Genomic DNA, 19,440 nt, shown 5'->3' on the forward strand with positions numbered 1-19,440 from the left:
CGCTGAGGGAGAAATGGTATTGGCTGGACTACGCCAATTTTTAGATTTTATAGCAACTGAAGAGTTGGCTAAGACAGAGTGCAGGGGCTTCGTCTTGCAAGGGGTGCAGACGGTTAGGGGAGTAGCGGTTAAAACCGCAGCTACCAGAACAAAACCTTAGTCCGCGTCGGCGGACTTCGCTCCAATCGCCGCGAATTCATTCGCTGGGTTCAGTCCCCCAATCACGAGAGGCACCCGCTTGCAGGCGATCCTCTTCCGGCTATCGGCCTTTACCTCACGTCTTCACTCCTGATGGGAATCTCCTAGAAACTTGCCCGTCGAGTCGATGTAATGCCATTGTCGATCTTGCTCAACCCAGGCAAAACCTTCTGAAAAAGAGCCGACACTGGCAAAGTGAGGTTCGATCACAACGTCCCCTGTCTTGTTGATATAGCCAAAGGAATTGCCCATTTTAACCGCCGCTAGTCCCTCTGAAAAATCTGCTGCAAAGTCGTATTGCGGAGCGATGACGACATTTCCGGTTTGATCCACATAACCCCATTTTGTGCCGACTAAAACAGCGGCTAACCCTTCAGAAAAATCAGAGGCAAAGTCAAATTGGGGGGCGATCGCTGCTGTGCCTGCCTCATCGATAAAGCCCCATTGGCTGCCATCCCGAACTCTTGCCAGTCCGTTAGAAAAGCTAAAGGCTCCATCAAATTGAGGTTCAATGGTGATCGCCCCCGTCTTATCAAGGTAACCCCACTGGTTGTTGACCTTCACGGCTGCTCGCTCTTCTGAAAAGCTCCAGGCATCGGCAAACTGAGGCTCGATCACCCACTGACCTGTGCGATCGATAAACCCATAGGTGTTGTCTACTTTGACCGATGCCAATCCGTTTGAGAAGGCAGAAGCCAGGGTAAATTGAGGCTCGATCACCAATTCCCCAGCAGGGTTGATGTAGCCATAGCGATTACCGGGGCGCACCGCTGCCAACCCTTCTGAAAAAGGAGTGGCACTGATGTATTGCGGTGGCACGATGATCGCCCCAGCCCGGTCGATATAGCCATAAACCTGATTGACCCGTGTCAGTGCCATGTTGTCTGAAAAGGGGGAAATGGCTTCTAAAACGGGGTCAACCACGAGTGCCTCACTGCCCGTATGGTCAATGTAGCTATAGCGATCGCCAATCTTGACGGCCGCTAATCCTTCTGAGAAATCTGAGGCAAAGTCAAATCGTAAAATCGAATCGTCCATTCTCTGACTAGGGGTGGGCGGATGAGAGCGAGCCGAATGAAAACTCTGTTGTAGTGTCATTGGCTCAAGGATAGGTTCAGAGTTAAGAGACTGAACACACGCAGCTAACATGAACGCAACGTAACCTATCCACAAACGGCGAACGTGTTGCATACACACCTTCTAGGAGAGAATAAACCGATTTGGCGCAGTCCAGCAATGACCGTTAGTTTGAGGAAAAAGCATCAGCGATCGCTTGAGACGACTCGACAGTACAATGCGAAGCCGTTTCCCTTAACGGAGTAATCGTTACAATTTAGCTAGAATTTACCGAGTCTATGAGTAGACTTCATCGCCCTTTGGTGTCAACTTTAGACGAAGTAGACGCAGTTGCTATGGATCAACAGTTTCATTTCTGGTTTGTGTTTGCCTCAACAGTTGCTCTGTCAGCCCTGGCAGGTTGCACTCAATGGATTTCGCCATCGACCTCGACTGCGCCCTCACCGATCACCTCTGTGCCACCTACACCGAGCGTCACTCCACCCACTCCCACGGCCAGCGTTGCTCCAGATGTGTTGTGGGAAAATGCTCTGGAGGCAGCAGCCAATGCTCAAGTCTTATCTCAATCCGCTCAATCACGGGATGATTGGAGTTTGGTCAGCAATCGCTGGGAGCAGGCGATCGCCCTCCTGCGACGCATCCCTACCGATCACCCCCGTCATAGCGGAGTCGAGCAAAAAATCAACGAATACAAAAGCCAGTTAACCACTGCGCAACAGCGGGCAAACATTACCACCCCTGATGTCACCCTCACGGCTCCTGTGGGAGCCTCCCCTTCCCCTACTGCCAGTGCTTCACCAGAGGCAGTTGAGGAGGCGATCGCCCTGACGACCCATCTCAGGACACTAGAGACGACACTGTATTTGGTGGATGATGAAGCCTGCACCGATTGCGAACGTCAGCAAGAGATACTCGGTGCCGAAATTATGAACAGGCTCAATGTGCAACTGTGTACCTCGCCTACCAGTCCTGAATTTACTGGAGCCGCTGACCCGTGCCGTCAAAGTAATGTCACTACTTTCCCCACCTGGAGAATTAACGAGCAGTTTTATCCGGGGGTGCAATCGATAGAGCAGTTAAAAACCTTATCGGGCTATCAGGGCTAGTGAGAGGGTTCCATACAGGTGAACTTTTGCGACTCGTCTGCGTCTTTGATAGCGAGGGATAGTTTGCTGCCTTCTGCATTCGGAGGCAAATTGCGCGTGTGCGTTAATCTAGAAAGGTTGGGTAAGCTCTGTATGGGCGCACTGAGATGAACGACACAGGGTTTAACTGTGTCATGAGACTAGACACTGCAACGAGATTGACTATTAAAAAGGGAACAAAGTAACGAGAATGAGCAACAGATACGCCAGACAAAACCCATACAGCGATCGCTTACCTCGCCTGACATCTCAAGCCAAAGTCGAGGCGATCGCAACCTCATCATCCAGCCATTGGCTACGTTCCAATAAAGCTGTCGATCTCTGGTGTCTTGCGCTTTGTTCTTGTGCATTGACGCTGTTGTGTCATTCGCTTGCCAGCGCACCCCAACCACAAACCAGCAACTATTCTGTCCAGTCATCCAGTCAGTCATCAGCCCCTATCTCAAATGCTGGTTCGTCCCTCAATTTGTTTACGATGCCCTCCTCTAAGCCAGAAATCGAGGAAGAGGAATCAGGCAAGTCGGGTTAGAAGGATAAGGGCTGAAGGATAAACAAGCGATCACAGGTGTTGCTGATCCAGCGAATCTGAATTTTGTAGGAGCGTTTCGCGAAAGGCACTGACATAGGCGTAAGCGAGACGCTCACACTCCCTTAAGGCAAATCGTTTAAGCCAGTGCGAGCATCCTGCTCGCAACTCATTCATCCCCAAGATCAGCAACGCCGCTTTTTGTTTCTTGTGCATTCTGAATGGCTCAGCTATCCTGATCATCGCCCATGGGTTGGGCAGGGTGGAGCAGAGATGGAGCGATCGAGCCAACCCACCGCCTGTTGCAACCGTGGCAACGCTTCTTCGGGGTTCTCCTTCAGCAAGTAAACGAGAGCGATCGCCGCCTGTTCACGAGCACGGGCGTTGCGGTTTGACTTGAGCCGATGCCAATCATTAGGAGCGATCGCCAACCGTTCTGCCAGGGCTTGAACCAGTTCGAGGGTGCTCAAGTCTGATAAAGGGCTAGTTTTAGGATTGGACAGGGCTTCAGATGTCAAAGAACGAATTGGGGTTGTGTCAGGCATATAGTCCTCTAAAATCAAGGTGCACGAGTAAAATGCCAACAGTCTTAGGAATGAGACTTAAATAAGTTCGATATTGGGCAGTGGCGGGTTTTGCCGTCAAACTCAGGCAGGTCGCAGATTGGTCTACTAAACCCGCCCCTACAGTTTGCGGATTTATTGAATCCACAATCCTTAGCGTTTAGCGAGTCGCTTATCTCTTACTCTACTACGTCAGCATGAAGCCTTCCCAAGACCCATCCCCCTCAGATGAGCAAACGTTTGAACAGACGCTAGCAGAAGTAGAGCGATCGCTCGCTGCTCTGAAGGCTCGCCATGCTCAGGTGCAAGCTGACCAACAACAGCAGGCAGAGTTACAGCAGCAGTTGCGATATAACCAGGATCAGTTGAAATACAACCCTACGGCTGCTTTACAGGCGGAGATTAAGCGGCTCAAACAGCGACTGGAAGAGTTGGAAATCGCGCTGGAAAGTCAGTTGTTTTCGTGGAAGGGGTTTAAGGAAATCTTTTGGATTGCGGTACGCTTTGGCGGACTTGGCATCATTTTGGGGTGGGTGTTGAAATCCTGCGCTGGTTAATCCCCGACCAGATGATGCAAAACTTCATGGACTTGTTTTAACCAATCGTGCGGGATTGTTACAAAGGCGATCGCTCATTTTGTCTTGATCGTCTTTTGAAACGCTCTCCAATCGCTGCTTTCAAGTAAATCAAGTTAAATTTTTCCTGGTTCTCAAGTCGTTAAATCTTCTTGCGACTTGCCACGATGGTCAGGAGTGTGCGCTTCAATAAATTCAGCGATTCAGACCGACCCCTGAAGATGTTGGTCAAAGTGTTACCAACGGTAAAGCGCACTGTTGGTAAGGCTATTTGGTTTGGGCTGATATCCAAGCTGACTTTATTGATCAAGCAACACTATGAACTGGTATTCGCAACTCACCCGCCTTATCTTAAGTTTTTATCGCGAAGACCCAATCCAACTTGAGCAATTGCAGGTCATCAAATCCTGCCGCCTCTCACGCCGTTGGGGCACCTTGCGGATTGATTGTCGAGATATGCAAACCGCAAACGCTGTTCAAGGGGCGATCGCCTTAATCAGAGAGCCAGTCGCACAATTACGACTGGCACAGCAAATCAGTATTTCGGTTAACGGAGTCCTCGTCAGAGCATTGCCAGTTCATCCGTTTAGACTGACTACCTAACTGATGTCAATTTGGGTTAAGCACCTGGCGAATCAATTCGCAGACTTTCGTGTGCGCTCAGACGTTTGGTGAAGCTCAATCGAGTCATCGAACTCTACCAGAGCCAAGTTTGTCTTAGGAACGAACGTTAAATAACTCACAAAACTTGTAGGTTGGGTTGCGCATTGCGAAATCCAACGCTCCAAGAATGTTGGGTTTCAGTCTCAGCACTCAGTCCTCAGCACTTTGTTACCGTTGCGATTTCAATCGCCAAAATCCTTGACTTTCTTTTTTCTCTTTTCATTCTTCATTCTTTATTAATAGGACTGACTTTCGCACGGTACAACAGTCTCTCTCCCTGCCGATATCCGGTGTAACGCACTCGAACGCGATCGCCAGGTTGCGCACTGCCCTCCATCAATTGATGGTGTTGGGGATCGTAGGCTAACTCTTCACCGACAGGGGCGATCGCCTCAATGCCCCAACTCTGCAATAGTTGGTCAATCGGACGTAACAACGGCACCAGACGAGTCGCTGGCACTTGAGGATTTTGTTGTGCAGCGTAGATAGCTGTTGGGAGTTGCAGCAACAGGGATTCCAGAGCTTGCAAGCTGGTCTGCTGAAATTCCTGTCGCAGCTTGTCCTGCTGCTCTGCGAGTTGGGTTTGCAGGCGTTGATATTCCTGCTTCAAGTCCGTGATTTGGGCTTCGAGTGCATCTGTAGGTGAAGTTTGGGATGCCTCATTTGATAGCTCAGACTCTTCTGAAAACAGCTCTAGTAACTCTGGCAGCGATCGCCCCAGTGCCTCAGCCAACTTTTGCACCTGCCCCACTTGCATCTGTGCGACCCTTCCCTGACGCAACTGCTGCACCTGCCACTCTGAAACTCCTGCCAGACGGCTGAGGGCTTTAAAACTCAAAACACCCACCGACTGCATCAGCGATCGCAATCGATGGGTGTAATCCGGTGCACTAGAACGACTCATAGATAGAGCAGATTGAAGAGTTAACCCTCATTATCTACTCGATCGGCAACGATCAGTAGTTAGTAGTCAGTAGTCGGTAGCCAATGGTCAGTAGTCAGTAGTCAATGGTCAATTGTCATTTGCTCATCAGCATGGGCATCTCTACCGACCCCTAACCATTACCTGTAATGACTCAGAACATTAGCCGCGTAGGGTGCTGTTAGCGTCAGCGTAACGCACCGCGTATTTAGGCTAACCTGGTGAGTCAATACAATTAACCATTAACTATTAACCATTGACCATTAACCTATTAACCATGAACTTACTGCAACAAGCTTCTCAACATCCAGGCAGTTTTTTCATGTAGACGCATCCGCTCAGTCAACAAATCAGCCGTTGACTCATCCCCTGCTTTTTCTGCTGCTGGAAATGCTCCACGAGCCGTCCGAACTACGGCTTCGTTGGCTTCAACCAACAGACGAATCATATCCTCAGCTTTAGGCACACCAGGAGTTTCAGGAATTGAGCTGAGTCGGGCGAAATCGCTATAGGTTCCCAACGCCGGGAAGCCGAGAGAGCGAATCCGTTCAGCAATGTCATCCACAGCAACAGCCAACTCGGTGTACTGTGTCTCGAACATCGTGTGTAGCGTTTGGAACATGGGACCAGTTACGTTCCAGTGGAAGTTGTGAGTTTTGAGATACAGCGTGTAGGTATCCGCTAACAGGCGCGACAATCCCTCAACAATTGCCGTGCGATCGCCTTCATTAATCCCAATGTCGATTTGGGGAACTTGTTCTTGTAGTTGCATACTCTCTCCTGAGTCCAATCAATAAACGTTATGAAACTCTTAGCCCGATCTAAAAACGCCCTCTTTAGTTATAGAAGAGGTTCTCTTGAGACAGGTATTAAGCCAGGTGCATTTTTAGAACCGATTTGGGGGCACGACGCACCTTACAGAGAATGGTGTTGTGTCCTAGCCGAGAACAGGCTTCAAAGCGATGGCAACCCGAAAAACCGTAATATTGCCCGTCTACTTCTAAAACGTCAATCGGTTCTTGTAACCCAATTTCTTGAATGGATTCCATCAACGACTCAACCTTAGCTGTATCATTCTGCCGATACAAGGGGCGTTGAATTTTATCGATAGGAATGGCTTCAATCCTCATTTGTCTGACCTAATCATCGGCTTCTTTCTAAATCATACTCATAACGACTACGACTTGCAACTAAATTTTTTTCTTCTCCCCGAGGAAGTAGGGAATGGGAGTGGGGTGTAGAAGGAACCCACTCACACTTGACCATCAACCATTAACGATTGACCATCAACCATTAACGATTGACCATTGACCTATTTCTAATGACCCATCCCTAAAATCCCAATTTTTCTAAAACAGGTTTTGTAGAGACGATGTGGCGATCGAGTCCTAATTGTTTAGGGCTGACTCCCAGTGCCAGGGCAACCAGTTGGGGCAGGTGCAATACAGGTAGACCCAAATCACGACCGATCACCTTTTCGACTTCGGGTTGGCGTGAGTCAAGGTTAAGGTGACACAGAGGACAGGGTGTCACTAGACAATCGGCTCCAGCGGCGATCGCCTCTTGAATGTGTCCGCCTGCCATCTGGAACGCCTGCGTCGTGGCGTAGCTAGAGAGGGGCCATCCACAGCATTGCGTCCGCCCCCGATAATAAACAGGCGTTGCTCCTACAGCTCGGAAAACATTCTCCATTGACTCTGGGCTGTGGGGGTCATCAAAGGGAATGCTGTCTTGCGCTCGCAGCAAATAGCATCCATAGAATGCGGCACACTTCAACCCCGCCAGCTTGCGGGTAACTCGCTCCTGCACTGCCTCCAGACCGTAATCCCCGACGATCGCCCACAGCAAATGCTTAACTTCAGTACTGCCTTTGTAGGGAGAGCAGCCCTCATTCTTCAAGAAGCCGTTGACCTGATCCACATAGGCAGGATTCTTTTTCTGCGCCTCTTTAAGCCGTTCATCCACATGCCCAATCACGCCCTGACAAGTGCTGCAATGGGTCAACAGGGGCAAGTTCAATTGCTCTGCCAGAGCAATATTGCGGGCATTGACCGTATCTTCTAACAACTGAGAATCTTCTTTGAATGTGCCAGAGCCACAGCAAGAGGCTTTTTTCAACTCCACCAGTTCAATGCCTAATGCCTGGGTCAACGCGGCAGTCGATTGATACAGCTCCCGGCACGCTCCTTGAGCAACACAGCCAGGGAAATACGCATATTTAAGAGTCATGGCACAATTTGTTAAGACAAGCTTTATCTATCATGCCTTTCTTAGATACCACTCGTGGCAACTCATCACACTCCTTTAATATCGTTGAGGGAGATAGATAAGAAACAGTCAGTTGTCAGTTGTCAATTGTTAATTGTCAATCGTCAATTGTTCGTCGTTCCCATAGAACCCCTCAAAGAACTTGATGTGATAACTCATTTGCCATTTGCCATTGACCATTGACCATCAACTATTGACTGAGGACTGTTATTGATGTTGTCGCAAATTTTTTATTTCGTTCGCTCCAAACAGGATGGGCAATATTTGGTGGCACGACCAAGAACGACCACCTCATCCAATCCAGACAACCCCACCACGGGCTATGTGCTGTTGTTTCGGGAGCATTCCGATGCGTTGAGCTATCTGAACACACACGGGTCAGGGGTGAGCGATCGCTTTGCCGTAGAGTCTATTCCCAGTACTCAATTGAAAGGAATGTTGCAACGGTGGGGCTTTGATGGCATTGGGTTAGTGGAAGATCCGTTGCTGCCGCGTGTTGAGTTTTTGACGTCGTTGAATTAGGGCGATCGCAATTTGAGATACAATACTGGATCGCTGTATACCTATCTCTGACTGAATTTTAGACCTATGGCAAAGCAATACCGCATCACTCTTTTACCCGGCGACGGCATCGGTCCAGAAATCATGTCAGTGGCGGTATCGGTACTTAAAGAGATTGGTCAGCAGTTGAATCTGCAATTTACCTTTCAGGAAGCACCCATTGGAGGAGCGGCCATTGATTTAACGGGTGATCCATTGCCGTCTGAGAGTTTAGAAACCTGCCGAAACAGTGATGCAGTGTTACTCGCAGCGATCGGGGGCTTCAAGTGGGATACACTGCCCAGTCATCAACGCCCAGAGCGAGGCTTGTTGGGATTGAGAGCAGGCTTGGGGCTGTTTGCAAACTTGCGTCCTGCAAAAATTCTGCCTCAGTTGGTCGATGCCTCCAGCCTCAAACGCGACATCGTGGAAGGCGTAGATATCATGGTGGTGCGTGAACTGACCGGAGGCGTTTATTTTGGGCAGCCTAAGGGTATCTTCACTACCGAGACAGGCGAAAAACGCGGTGTCAATACAATGGCTTACACCGAGTCCGAGATTGAGCGCATCGGGAGAGTGGCATTTGAAGCGGCTCGTAAACGCCAGGGTCGGCTCTGTTCCGTAGATAAGGCGAATGTGTTGGAGGTGTCGCAGTTGTGGCGCGATCGCATCACTCAACTCTCACAAGAATACCCCGACGTCGAACTGTCTCACATGTATGTCGATAACGCTGCGATGCAGTTGGTGCGCTATCCCAAGCAATTCGACACCATCGTGACAGGCAACCTGTTTGGAGACATCCTCTCCGACGCCGCCGCGATGCTGACTGGCAGCATTGGTATGTTGCCCTCCGCCAGTTTGGGGGCATCGGGTCCCGGTGTGTTTGAACCCGTCCATGGTTCTGCCCCCGACATCGCCGGGCAGGACAAAGCCAACCCGATCGCCCAGGTGTTGAGTGCAGCAATGATGTTGCGCTACGGCTTAAACGAACCCGAAGCCAGCGATCGCATTGAACAAGCGGTGCTCAAAGTGCTCGACCAGGGCTATCGTACCGGGGATATCATGTCACCCGGAATGACACTGGTAGGTTGTCAGGCAATGGGTGAGGCGTTGCTAAAAGCACTGTAGGAAAAAAGAAAAAAGAAGAGGGAAAAAAGAAGAGGGAAGAGAGGAATAAGGCTGAAGGATGAAGGATAAAGGCTGAAAGAGGAGAGAGGATAAACGTAACTACCTCAACAGTGAGGATTATCAACTTTTTATCCTTCATCCTTTATCCTTTAGCCTTTCCATTGTGCTTGCCAAAGTTCCGTTTGACATCGACGTTGCGATCGCCCGTCTCCAGGAAGCTGTAAAGCCTTTCCCCAAAGCGGCAATGTTTGAGTTGGCTGATCTGGGATACCAATCGCCGTTTGAGCAACTGATCTCCTGCATCATCTCGATTCGCACCTACGATGAGGTTAGTCTGCCCGTGTCGCAGCGATTGTTTGAGCGTGCTCGCACGCCAGCGGAAATGGTGCAGCTAACGTCAGCGGAGATCAGCAAGTTGATTCGAGACTGCACTTACCCGGAACCCAAGTCAGAGCAAATTTGGGCGATCGCGCAACGCATTGTCACTGAATATGATGGCGTTTTGCCCTGTGACGTCGATGTTCTGTTGTCCTTTAAGGGGGTTGGTCCCAAATGTGCCCATCTGACCCTGGGAATCGCCTGCCAGCAACCCTATATCAGCGTCGATACCCACGTTCACCGTGTCACAAACCGCTGGGGCTACGTCCAATCTCGCACCCCTGAAAAGACCCTGGCTGCTTTAGAAACAGTTCTGCCAAAGAACTACTGGATTGAAATCAATCGCTTACTCGTTCCCTTTGGAAAACACGTCTGCACAGGTACTTCACCCCACTGCTCCACCTGCCCCCTGTTGGAAATGTGCCAACAGGTCGGTGTTCAACAACATCGGTAGTAGGGGAATGTAGTAGGAGAATAGGGAAGAAAGATAAACGATCAATGTCTTGACCGTGAGACTCGATCGAATGACTCCTGACCATTGACCCCTGAGTATTAACGATGGACCATGAACAATTGACCACTGACCATTTTTTTCAGTTATCTTTATGTCATCTCGGCTCAGATCTTGCTGTAATAATACAAATGGACTAAAGCCGAGCTAGCAAATGGGGGTAAGCGGGTAGTGTACGCTTCAAAACAAACGTCAACACAAAATCCGGTTAAACCCGGTTTAGATACTAAAACAACGAGTCGAGCAGAGCCGATGGATTTCTCCGCCTTGCTAGACCCCTCGTTGTTGCAGGCGGCTCGACACATTTATCGAACCTATTACGAGGTGCATCCTGAGCAGGTGCAACGTCCGTTAGGAGTGGCGATCGATCGCTTCACCTATCGCGGTAAGCTCATCTTCACGGGCAAACCTGTGCTGCTGCCTCAGGAGTGCTTTATACCCATCAATCACATCGAGTCTGAGTTGCACTAGGGGTAATGGAACTGCTCTTTTCAGCAGTTAGCAGCGTTGCGGTGTTCATTTTAGGAGCCTGCATCGGCAGCTTCTTAAATGTGGTGATCTACCGCATTCCCGCTGGGGTGTCGTTAATCTATCCACCGTCGCGCTGTCCTCGCTGCAAACAACAACTCAAGAAATATGACAATGTCCCCGTGTTGGGTTGGCTCAGGCTCAAGGGACGTTGTCGGTTTTGTCGCAATCCCATTTCAGTTCGCTATCCTCTGATTGAGGCAGCCACTGGTATCCTCTTCGTCTTCGTATTCTGGGCATTTGCCTTACCTCTACCCGCGATCGGGTATTGGGCATTTTTAAGCTGGTTGTTGGCTCTGTCTCTGATTGATCTTGATACCCTCACTCTGCCAAACTCTCTGACCCAATCAGGTTTAATTGCAGGACTGGCGTTTCAGGCGGCTGTGGGCTGGTCTGAAGCCGGTAGCTCAGGAGTCGCCAATCACCTGATGACCGGGATTGTAGGAGCCGTAATAGGCGTTTGGATGTTTGATGTGATCACAATCTTGGGATCGATCGCCTTTGGACAGACGGCAATGGGAGGTGGAGATGCCAAGCTCGCTGCGATGATGGGAGCCTGGTTAGGGTGGCAAAATCTTTTACTGGCTGGATTCTTAGCCTGTGCAATCGGGGCATTTGTGGGAGGAGGGGCGATCGCCCTGGGTCTGTTGAACCGTCGTCAACCCATGCCCTTTGGTCCGTTTCTGGCACTGGGAGCCGTCATCAGCACCTTCTTTGGGCAAGCCATCATCTCAACCTATCTGCGGCTATTTCTGCCGACCGCAGGCATGATCTTTGAAAACTTGCACTAAATATTTGACAAAACCTCGATATTTCGCTAACAATAGAGATCGCGTCAAAATTAAGGGACTGTAGTTCAATTGGTTAGAGCACCGCCCTGTCACGGCGGAAGTTGCGGGTTCGAGCCCCGTCAGTCCCGTAGAGAGTTCCATATTACCTTTAGAGCTAAAGTTCGGTTTAAAACCCTGGCGAATGATTTCGCGGTTATCGAAGCCAAGTCTGCCTTCGCAGGCTACCGAAAATCAAGGGTTAGATGAACCGACATAGGTTGGTTTTGTTTCTATAGCGGTGGTTTCAGCCGCCAAAATCCTGATCCCGAATTCACTTTGAATCAACGTGTGGCAGTTTCCAAAGCGAACATAGCTAAAGTCAATTACTCAGCAGTTGTGTGTGTGCTCGGTTGGGCATACTGCCACTTGGAAGAGTTCAAACCATTTAATATCAAAACATCTCGAATTTTTTCTGAAGAGTGAGATAGAGCTGCTAATTTGCGGGCGATCGCAAGTACTGTGGGTTGCCTGGTTGCTGTGTTTTCTTCTCTGCTGTGTGGCTTACCCGATGGGGGCTGAGGTGTAGTCTGGTTAGCTTTGATTCCATCAAAGAGATCTGTCTTTTTCTCCGGTTCTTGAATAGAAGTGGCTGAACCGTAAGCTGTTCCTAGTTGTTCCAGACGATGTTGTAGAAAATTCTCTCGATTACGCTCATCCAGCCATTTTTGGCAAACCTCTTTTACGAGCCACCGCTCCTGTAGGGTCAGGTCTTCAGGGGGTTTAGCAGAGGCAACAATTTCGGAAACAACATAAGCATCATCAAAAGAAATCCCAGCACGAACTAACTCTATAAAAAAGAGTTTTTTCCTCTCTTTATTATTAAGATCGGAAGAAATAGTTTCCATGAAATAGGAAAGCTCGTAGGATGGTTTTCTCCTCTTAGTGTTACCTGTATTACAAACGAAAGGGTTCCTTCTAATGGGGGACATCCCACAAAGGGGCAAGTAGAAATTTTTGGAAGGTTAGAGAAGCCCATCTGTTTCTGGTTGTTCTAAATATTTAGTCGGATGGGTTACATGTCCCCAATTACCCTAGAATAGTAGTTGAAGCGGTTGATAGACCCCTTCGTGAGGGACTGTAGTTCAATTGGTTAGAGCACCGCCCTGTCACGGCGGAAGTTGCGGGTTCGAGCCCCGTCAGTCCCGTAGAAACTGTTACTAAGGTACAAGGACGTAGCGAACTTTTGGTGTGCCGTTCACTGTAAGCCAGGCGATATCTGATGAATGTACTCTAATTGAACCTGGGTTCGGGATCAGGATCTTGCAGTTAAAACCGTAACTACAAGAGCAAAGCCGACCGATGTCGGTTCGGCAAACCGGCGTTGCTGAATAGAGGGATGATTATCTTGATACAGACGTGAGCGAGACGCTCACACTCCTTTCAGGTGAATCGTTTAAACCAGTGCGAGCATCCTGCTCGCGACTCATTCATCCCCAAGATCAGCAACGCCCGGCAAACCCTTCATCTTCTGGAGTCTGTGTTGGCGGGCTTGGCTCAAATAGCTGCGAATTCATTCGCCAGATCCCTAAGCTTTCGGCAAAATACGCTCCATCCAAAGCGATTTAGGAATTATGCACTTGAGGCCTAAAACTTTGATCCCCCCCAGTCCCTTTGAAAAGGGAGGGTGGTTTCATACAAGTGAAGAATTTTTGCTTCGCCCCCTAGCCCCCCAAAATTGGGGGGAAGTTGGTCTGAAGTCCCCCAGAATTGGGGGATTTAGGGGGCAGATTAAGGGGATTAAACTCCAATTCACTTTTCTTCGTGTATATGAAACCACCCTGCCCAGTCCCTTTGAAAAGGGAGGAATTCCGGAAGCCCCTTTTCTAAGGAGGCTTGGGGGATCTAACTGCGTAAGTCCTGTGGGTAAAGGGAACTAAGCAGAATCCCTGACTGGGGCAAAGCCTCTACACTCCCACGTCTTATAGCTTTGGTCAGAAAGCTTAAGGCAAAGGCAATGGCTCAAACCCTGATGCTGGGAAAGCTTCCTGACTCGCTCCACCCCATCGAATGTGGCTACGGCTATATAGCCCTACGCATATGCATTAGGACATAAGGGGGTGTGGGGGCTGCGCTCCCAGCCAGGGGTTCCACCCCTGCACCCCGTCCTAGCCTTAGTGAGTACTGCGATAACTGGATTGACAGTTGCCGTAACACGAAAAAAGCCACCTGATCAGGTGGCTCTAAATATGTTGATCCTCAACAATTGAGGCTTAAAACGGATTGAGCAAGAGAATTTTGCTCAATGTAGTCGAGGTAATCAAGCACTGCGACTATGCAGAAACCGCTTCAGCAACTGGATAAATGCTCACTTTTTTGCGACCTTTGCCCTTCCGTTCAAAGGTAACAACTCCGTCAACCAGGGCAAACAGAGTGTCGTCAGAACCACGACCCACATTCACGCCAGGATGAATCTTGGTGCCACGTTGCCGTACCAAAATGTTGCCTGCACGAACAACCTGACCGCCATATCGCTTGACGCCAAGGCGTTGAGCATTGGAGTCACGTCCGTTGCGAGTACTACCCGTCCCTTTCTTATGAGCCATCGTGCTTTTCTCCTATCTAACCCTAGCTTAATGTGTGATAAGTAGCTTTGTGTGTGATGCAAACCGTGGCGATCGCCCTAAAGACCCTGCTCAACTTAATCTTCGTCTTCAGTTTGCTCACTGACTGATTCAGCTTTAGTTGGAGCCTCAGGCTTAGCTGCTTGCTCACCGCCACCAACCTCTGAGCCGTTGAGGTTAATGGAGTTAATCATCAACCGGGTCAACTCTTGACGATGCCCTTGCTTCTTACGAGTTTTCTTCTTAGGACGCATTTTGTAAACAATAATTTTGCGTCCGCGCAGATGCCGTAGCACGGTTCCTTCTACGGTTGCACCTGTCACAAAGGGCTGACCAATGGACACATCGCCATCGTTTTCAACGAATAGAACCCGGTCTATGGTGACGGCTTCGTCTTCGCCAACTGCCAGTCGCTCAACATCGTAAAAACGACCTGGCTCAACCCGGAGTTGCTTGCCACCTGTCTCAATAATTGCGTAAGCCATGATATTTTCCTATTGACTGCCGTACAGGTAGCCGGCGAACCAAGCTGTAGCATTACAGAGGCGATCGCACTGACTTTGAGAGAGTTGACCTGATCCGAACAGAATTTACAACCAGTTAACCATCATCGCGAATTGGTAGCGGAAGTGTCAAGGGCGATCGCTCTTAAATCACAAAACTGCTGGTTTCGCCCTGGGCTGCTTGCCAACTGCGGGCGTCGTAATACAAATCTGCCAATGAGATGCTATACAGCGCATCCTTTAACTTTTCGTGGAGGCGATTCCACAAAGTAAACGTAACCCAATCTTCGGCTTGCTCAGCATCAGGCATATAGCGGGCTAATGGTTCGATCGTCTCACCGACTGCTTCGAGAATATGCCCCAGGGAAATTTGATTGGGCGATCGCCGCAAACGATAGCCACCCTGAGCACCACGAATCGACTCTACCAAACCCGCTTGCCGCATCTCAATCAACAGTTTCTCTAGATAGGGAGCAGGTAGATTTTGTCGTTGAGCAATGACCTTGACTGAGGCAGGTCCATAACCAGGTTGCAAACTCAGATCAAGGAGAGCTTTAACACTATAATGTCCGCGAGTTGTTAGCTTCATCTCACCTAATATAAAGGATCGATGGTAGGGGCGGATGTATTGGCTTAAACCTGAACAATTCAACTCAGGTCATTTTGGGATTTTGTAGAATCCGTTTTCACAGTCATTTGTCATGGAGTGATCATTAATTCCTTATTAGTAATAGAGATATTCCCACGAATGCTATAGGCTATTCCATCGTGGTTTCATGTCAAGGAAACATTTATCCAACACACGAGAAACTCATTAAAGAGATTGCATTTCAGCCAGAAATACGATGGAAAAAAATATCTATGTCAGTGTAGTATGGTTTCACAAGCTGATATATACCCGATAAAGTAATTTGTTGGGTTATCTCAGCTAGAATGATGTGATGTGGGCTTCTTGTTGATTGGTTCAGAGTCAAGTTAATGAATAAGAAAAAGAAAATCGAACCTCTAACAGGTGAGGCACTCCTGTCTAAAGTCAAACAACTGGAGCACCTCAGTAAAGAAGAAAAGGCAAAGGAGTGTGGGTATTACACCGTTACTAAAAACGGTGTTGAGCGCGTCAATATGATGAAATTCTACAACGCGCTGCTTGAGGCAAAAGAAATTGAGTTGGATGGAAAGCAATCCACCAATGGTCGAGGGGGGCGTAGTGCTAGCTATCGTATTACTGTTCAATCAAACGGCAATTTACTGATTGGTTCTGCTTACACGAAGCAGATGGATCTAAAACCTGGGGATGAATTTGAGATTTCCCTTGGTCGCAAGCATATTCGTCTCAAGCAACTTGATAGCGACGAGTTGGGAGAAGAAGAGTAATTCACCGAATATCGCAGCAATTTTCATTTTTAGAAGGCTCTCCTCTCAGGATCAAAACCTGAGAGGTTTTGTTTTAGTAAGGAATCAAAGCAATCCTCAAATCTAAATCTCCTAGAATAATTAGAAGGCAAACTTTATTCACGAAATTGACGTTTTAATAACTTCAATCCTACTTTTGATGCATTCGTTAATAAAGAGCGATCCCCACTTTCAGGTGAGAAAACCCACCTAACTCAGATACTTCTCAATTGACCTGTTTTATTGCTTCCAAAGAGTTGCACTAAAAACTAATGGCTTATATTGATAGGCAAAATGTCTTATCAGATTGATACTTGTAATGGGTCTACCATTACAAACTAACTCGACTTAAACCGCTATGAGTGGTAAAAGGAAATTCAAAACGGGTGTTCAGTGGTTGATTGGGTCGGGTGTACTTGCTTTGCTAAGCCTCCTGGGTTGGTTAGCCTATGCGGTATGGCTAAACCGCCCTGCCGACCCGGTATCTGTTCGTTTGCTGACTGTAGAGCGAGATACGGTTGAAACTACAATTAATGCCAGTGGAACGGTGCAACTGGGAGGTCAGCAAACCCTCAAATCTCCAGCAGAAGGGGCAGTTGAGGAAGTGTTGGTGCAACCGGGCGATCGCGTCACTCAGGGGCAGGTGTTGCTGACTCTACGCAACCCAGAACGGCAAACCGCACTGGCTAACCAGGAAGTCAAGATTGTCCAACAAGAGTTGACGTTGGCACGACACCAACAACGGATTTCAGAATCGCAAGAGCAACTTGTGTCAGATCGGGAGTGGCTGCAACGCTTAAGTGCGCTGGCAGAAGCAGGGGCGATCGCCCAGACCCAAGTACAGGAACAGGCAGACAAGGTGCGCACGACCCTAACAAACTTACGGGCGGCTGAATCTGATGCCCGCACCGCTAATCTGGAGTTGAAAAGTTTGAGATTGGAGAGCCAACGGATTCAGCGGCAATTGCAGGACACCGTTATCACCGCTCCCATTACTGGAATCGTGTTAGGGGTCAATGTAGATGATGGGGATGGGGTCGAGTTACGTACCGAGTTATTGACTCTCGGCGATCCCAGTCAAGAGTTGGTGCAACTTCAGCTTTCCACGCTTGATGCTGCTCAGGTTGAGGTTAATCAACGGGTACGAGTCAGCGTCATTGGACCTAACCCAGAGGTATTTATGGGGCGGGTTCAAAGTCTCTATCCTCAGGCGATCGTTCCCTCTGCGGAAGGTCAAAGCTCCTACGATCAGTCGGATCAAGCCACTGTTCCAACCATCATTCGGTTAGATCAACCCACTCGAACATTGATACCGGGTAGCCAGGTCAACGTCGAAATTATTCTCGAACAACGACCTAATGTAATTGCACTGGCGGTAGAAGCCGTTCAACAGGGCGACGAACCCTTTGTCTGGGTTAGAGACGCGGAAGGCAAAGCCCAACAACGTCCTATTGAGTTAGGGCTTGAGGGGTTGACTGAAATTGAAGTGACATCTGGATTGCAAGTCGGTGAAGAGATCATTTTGCCCTCTCCAGATGTGGTGTTAACCCCCGGTGCTCTGACCGCTCCCACATCAGAGTCAACTGCTGGCTCCCCAGAGTAATTTCAACTGCACAAAACTGACGCCATTGCTTGCTAAATCCTCCTATGAGCCTTGCCCCGATTGATTTATTGAAACTGACTTATCGATCGCTCAGTGGCAACCCCCTCCGCTCGGTGCTAACGGCATTGGGCGTGTTTATGGGGGTTACGGCTGTCAGTGCGACTCTGCAAGTAGGACATATCAGTCAGGCGGTCATTGCTCGTCGCCTCGCCACACGAGAAGCCCCACACGCCAGTTTATTTCCTGATTGGCAACCCAACCGAATTCGGCTCCAACAGGATGACATCACATTTTTGCAGCAACGATTGCCCGGTTTACAATCCATCAGTGCCCTTAATTGGGCGCGATCGACCGAAGTGACCTTTCAAGACCAAACGGCTCCTACATCAGTCGTTGCCGTCACTCAAGATTTTTTGTTTACCACGGGCAATCCAGTGATTGCAGGGCGATCGTTTACTGCGGCGGACTACGCGAGTTACCGTCCCGTTGTAATCATTGATGAGTTACTCGCCGCTCAACTCTTCGGAAATGCGAATCCAATTGGTCAGCGGATTTATGCCAACCAACAGCCCTATGTCGTTGTGGGAGTGGTGCAAACCAAGCTAAGAGACGACGAGGAACCCAGTGAAGGACGATTGTTGATCACCAGTGCGTTTCATAACGCCTTAACAGGACGCCGCGATGTCGGTAGTATCCGGTTGCGTCCTTACTATTTGGACGACCTGGAGAAAATTGGCGAGCAGGCTGAGGAACTGTTGATGCAGCGTTTTCCAGGACAACGGTTTTCTCAGTGGAACAATGTCGAAGATATTTTGGAACAGCGACAGGTGTTGAAACTAACGGCGCGATCGCTGGCAGCGGTCGGGGCGATCGCCCTACTGGTTGGGGGGGTAGGCATCGCTAATATCATGATTGCCTCTGTTACCGAGCGCACCGCTGAAATTGGCTTGAGGCGAGCTATCGGCGCAACTCGCAACGAAATCATGGTGCAATTTATCTTGGAGGCAACGCTGTTGAGCTTGGTCGGTGGCATTCTGGCGATCGCCACAGTACACGGTTTAACACTGGCAATCGCTGAACGATTTGAGTTGCCCTATGAATTTGATGCAACTTCTGCCACGATTGCTCTGGGATCAGCCTTATCGGTCGGAGTGGGAGCTAGCTTTGCCCCTGCCCTGCGAGCCAGCCAGATTGATCCCGTCAAAGCTTTGCGCTCTGAATAAGGCTAGGCGATCGCCACGGCATTGCCTGTCAACCGACAGAACCGCACCTGTTGCTCAGTTGCTACGGTCAGAGCAAATAGCTCAAATTCCCAATGAGAGGCATACTCTTGAGCAAACTGGGTGGCGATCGCTTCAGAAGCCGCATGAATCACCAGCTCATTCACCAGCTCCATCGTTCCAGGGAGTGTAAATTCGGCGAAATACATGATTACTAGCAGGTGTAATGGTTTTCGGAGTGTCGCTAAACCCTTGGATTTACTATTCCCAGGTCATGGAAAGGAACCGAACCCCTAGCTTAATTGCTAA

24 protein-coding genes and 2 tRNA genes are annotated in these 19,440 nt (G+C 49.2%); 14 read left to right on the plus strand and 12 right to left on the minus strand.

Annotation, left to right across the window (positions count from 1 at the left end; all coding sequences use genetic code 11):
- Positions 1-282 precede the first annotated feature (282 nt).
- Complete coding sequence (locus H6G89_RS13550; RefSeq protein WP_190507067.1) at positions 283-1,236, minus strand: WG repeat-containing protein; 954 nt, start codon at positions 1,234-1,236, stop codon at positions 283-285.
- A 317-nt stretch (positions 1,237-1,553) separates the two neighbouring features.
- Here H6G89_RS13550 and H6G89_RS13555 point away from each other — a divergent pair, with 317 nt between their 5' ends.
- Both H6G89_RS13555 and H6G89_RS13560 read left to right on the plus strand, forming a co-directional pair.
- Complete coding sequence (locus H6G89_RS13555) at positions 1,554-2,381, plus strand: hypothetical protein (protein WP_190507069.1); 828 nt, start codon at positions 1,554-1,556, stop codon at positions 2,379-2,381.
- A gap of 229 nt (positions 2,382-2,610) precedes the next feature.
- Positions 2,611-2,949 (plus strand): hypothetical protein, encoded by a 339-nt coding sequence (locus H6G89_RS13560; RefSeq protein ID WP_190507070.1) that lies wholly within the window; start codon positions 2,611-2,613, stop codon positions 2,947-2,949.
- 30 nt (positions 2,950-2,979) lie between these two features.
- Here H6G89_RS13560 and H6G89_RS13565 read toward each other — a convergent pair whose 3' ends face one another.
- The gene (locus H6G89_RS13565) at positions 2,980-3,162 is read right to left on the minus strand and encodes a hypothetical protein (protein WP_190507072.1); all 183 of its coding nucleotides are present in this window, start codon (positions 3,160-3,162) and stop codon (positions 2,980-2,982) included.
- 23 nt (positions 3,163-3,185) lie between these two features.
- Positions 3,186-3,491 (minus strand): DUF6439 family protein, encoded by a 306-nt coding sequence (locus H6G89_RS13570; protein ID WP_190507074.1) that lies wholly within the window; start codon positions 3,489-3,491, stop codon positions 3,186-3,188.
- Positions 3,492-3,706: 215 nt separating this feature from the next.
- Here H6G89_RS13570 and H6G89_RS13575 point away from each other — a divergent pair, with 215 nt between their 5' ends.
- Positions 3,707-4,066: a DUF2203 family protein gene (locus H6G89_RS13575; protein ID WP_190507076.1), complete on the plus strand. Its 360-nt coding sequence runs from the start codon at positions 3,707-3,709 to the stop codon at positions 4,064-4,066.
- 336 nt (positions 4,067-4,402) lie between these two features.
- A complete protein-coding gene (locus tag H6G89_RS13580) occupies positions 4,403-4,687 on the plus strand; it encodes a hypothetical protein (protein WP_190507078.1) in 285 nt (94 codons plus the stop codon).
- Positions 4,688-4,973: 286 nt separating this feature from the next.
- On the opposite strand, the gene grpE is transcribed toward H6G89_RS13580, so the two are convergent.
- The 4 genes from grpE to H6G89_RS13600 all read right to left on the minus strand — a co-directional run bounded on the left by grpE (position 4,974) and on the right by H6G89_RS13600 (position 7,898).
- A complete protein-coding gene (gene grpE, locus H6G89_RS13585) occupies positions 4,974-5,651 on the minus strand; it encodes a nucleotide exchange factor GrpE (RefSeq protein ID WP_190507086.1) in 678 nt (225 codons plus the stop codon).
- Between the two features lie 301 nt (positions 5,652-5,952).
- Positions 5,953-6,441 carry a Dps family protein gene (locus H6G89_RS13590; protein ID WP_190507088.1) on the minus strand — a complete coding sequence of 163 codons (489 nt, stop codon included), beginning with the start codon at positions 6,439-6,441 and terminating at the stop codon, positions 5,953-5,955.
- 97 nt (positions 6,442-6,538) lie between these two features.
- A complete protein-coding gene (locus H6G89_RS13595) occupies positions 6,539-6,799 on the minus strand; it encodes a ParB N-terminal domain-containing protein (protein ID WP_190507090.1) in 261 nt (86 codons plus the stop codon).
- A 202-nt stretch (positions 6,800-7,001) separates the two neighbouring features.
- The gene (locus H6G89_RS13600) at positions 7,002-7,898 is read right to left on the minus strand and encodes a CoB--CoM heterodisulfide reductase iron-sulfur subunit B family protein (RefSeq protein WP_190507092.1); all 897 of its coding nucleotides are present in this window, start codon (positions 7,896-7,898) and stop codon (positions 7,002-7,004) included.
- Between the two features lie 252 nt (positions 7,899-8,150).
- On the opposite strand from H6G89_RS13600, the gene H6G89_RS13605 reads away from it, so the two are divergent.
- From H6G89_RS13605 to H6G89_RS13630, 6 genes are all read left to right on the plus strand, one after another.
- Positions 8,151-8,459, plus strand: a complete 309-nt coding sequence (locus H6G89_RS13605; protein ID WP_190507094.1) for a hypothetical protein — start codon at positions 8,151-8,153, stop codon at positions 8,457-8,459.
- Between the two features lie 66 nt (positions 8,460-8,525).
- Positions 8,526-9,605, plus strand: coding sequence for a 3-isopropylmalate dehydrogenase (gene leuB / locus H6G89_RS13610; RefSeq protein ID WP_190507095.1), 1,080 nt, complete (start codon positions 8,526-8,528; stop codon positions 9,603-9,605).
- Positions 9,606-9,768: 163 nt separating this feature from the next.
- Positions 9,769-10,437, plus strand: coding sequence for an endonuclease III domain-containing protein (locus H6G89_RS13615; RefSeq protein WP_199336699.1), 669 nt, complete (start codon positions 9,769-9,771; stop codon positions 10,435-10,437).
- 228 nt (positions 10,438-10,665) lie between these two features.
- Positions 10,666-10,965 (plus strand): hypothetical protein, encoded by a 300-nt coding sequence (locus tag H6G89_RS13620; protein WP_339384621.1) that lies wholly within the window; start codon positions 10,666-10,668, stop codon positions 10,963-10,965.
- Positions 10,966-10,970: 5 nt separating this feature from the next.
- Positions 10,971-11,813, plus strand: coding sequence for a prepilin peptidase (locus H6G89_RS13625; protein WP_190507097.1), 843 nt, complete (start codon positions 10,971-10,973; stop codon positions 11,811-11,813).
- A 54-nt stretch (positions 11,814-11,867) separates the two neighbouring features.
- Positions 11,868-11,941: transfer RNA gene (locus H6G89_RS13630), tRNA-Asp, on the plus strand.
- Between the two features lie 234 nt (positions 11,942-12,175).
- Here H6G89_RS13630 and H6G89_RS13635 read toward each other — a convergent pair.
- On the minus strand, positions 12,176-12,697 hold the full coding sequence (locus H6G89_RS13635) for a hypothetical protein (RefSeq protein WP_190507099.1): 522 nt from the start codon (positions 12,695-12,697) through the stop codon (positions 12,176-12,178).
- A gap of 226 nt (positions 12,698-12,923) precedes the next feature.
- On the opposite strand from H6G89_RS13635, the gene H6G89_RS13640 reads away from it, so the two are divergent.
- Positions 12,924-12,997: transfer RNA gene (locus tag H6G89_RS13640), tRNA-Asp, on the plus strand.
- A gap of 1,125 nt (positions 12,998-14,122) precedes the next feature.
- Here H6G89_RS13640 and rpmA read toward each other — a convergent pair.
- The 3 genes from rpmA to H6G89_RS13655 form a co-directional block, all read right to left on the minus strand.
- Positions 14,123-14,395: a 50S ribosomal protein L27 gene (gene rpmA / locus H6G89_RS13645; RefSeq protein ID WP_190507101.1), complete on the minus strand. Its 273-nt coding sequence runs from the start codon at positions 14,393-14,395 to the stop codon at positions 14,123-14,125.
- 95 nt (positions 14,396-14,490) lie between these two features.
- Positions 14,491-14,898, minus strand: a complete 408-nt coding sequence (gene rplU / locus H6G89_RS13650) for a 50S ribosomal protein L21 (RefSeq protein ID WP_190507104.1) — start codon at positions 14,896-14,898, stop codon at positions 14,491-14,493.
- A 163-nt stretch (positions 14,899-15,061) separates the two neighbouring features.
- Complete coding sequence (locus H6G89_RS13655) at positions 15,062-15,505, minus strand: Rrf2 family transcriptional regulator (protein WP_190507106.1); 444 nt, start codon at positions 15,503-15,505, stop codon at positions 15,062-15,064.
- A gap of 389 nt (positions 15,506-15,894) precedes the next feature.
- Here H6G89_RS13655 and H6G89_RS13660 point away from each other — a divergent pair, with 389 nt between their 5' ends.
- From H6G89_RS13660 to H6G89_RS13670, 3 genes are all read left to right on the plus strand, one after another.
- A complete protein-coding gene (locus tag H6G89_RS13660) occupies positions 15,895-16,290 on the plus strand; it encodes an AbrB family transcriptional regulator (protein WP_190507108.1) in 396 nt (131 codons plus the stop codon).
- Positions 16,291-16,666: 376 nt separating this feature from the next.
- Positions 16,667-17,911, plus strand: coding sequence for an efflux RND transporter periplasmic adaptor subunit (locus H6G89_RS13665; RefSeq protein WP_190507109.1), 1,245 nt, complete (start codon positions 16,667-16,669; stop codon positions 17,909-17,911).
- A gap of 44 nt (positions 17,912-17,955) precedes the next feature.
- Positions 17,956-19,134 (plus strand): ABC transporter permease, encoded by a 1,179-nt coding sequence (locus tag H6G89_RS13670; RefSeq protein ID WP_190507111.1) that lies wholly within the window; start codon positions 17,956-17,958, stop codon positions 19,132-19,134.
- Positions 19,135-19,136: 2 nt separating this feature from the next.
- Here the strand turns inward: H6G89_RS13670 and H6G89_RS13675 are convergent, their stop codons facing one another.
- Complete coding sequence (locus H6G89_RS13675) at positions 19,137-19,340, minus strand: hypothetical protein (RefSeq protein WP_190507113.1); 204 nt, start codon at positions 19,338-19,340, stop codon at positions 19,137-19,139.
- Positions 19,341-19,440: the final 100 nt, after the last annotated feature.

This window comes from Oscillatoria sp. FACHB-1407, assembly GCF_014697545.1.
GTDB lineage: Bacteria > Cyanobacteriota > Cyanobacteriia > Elainellales > Elainellaceae > FACHB-1407.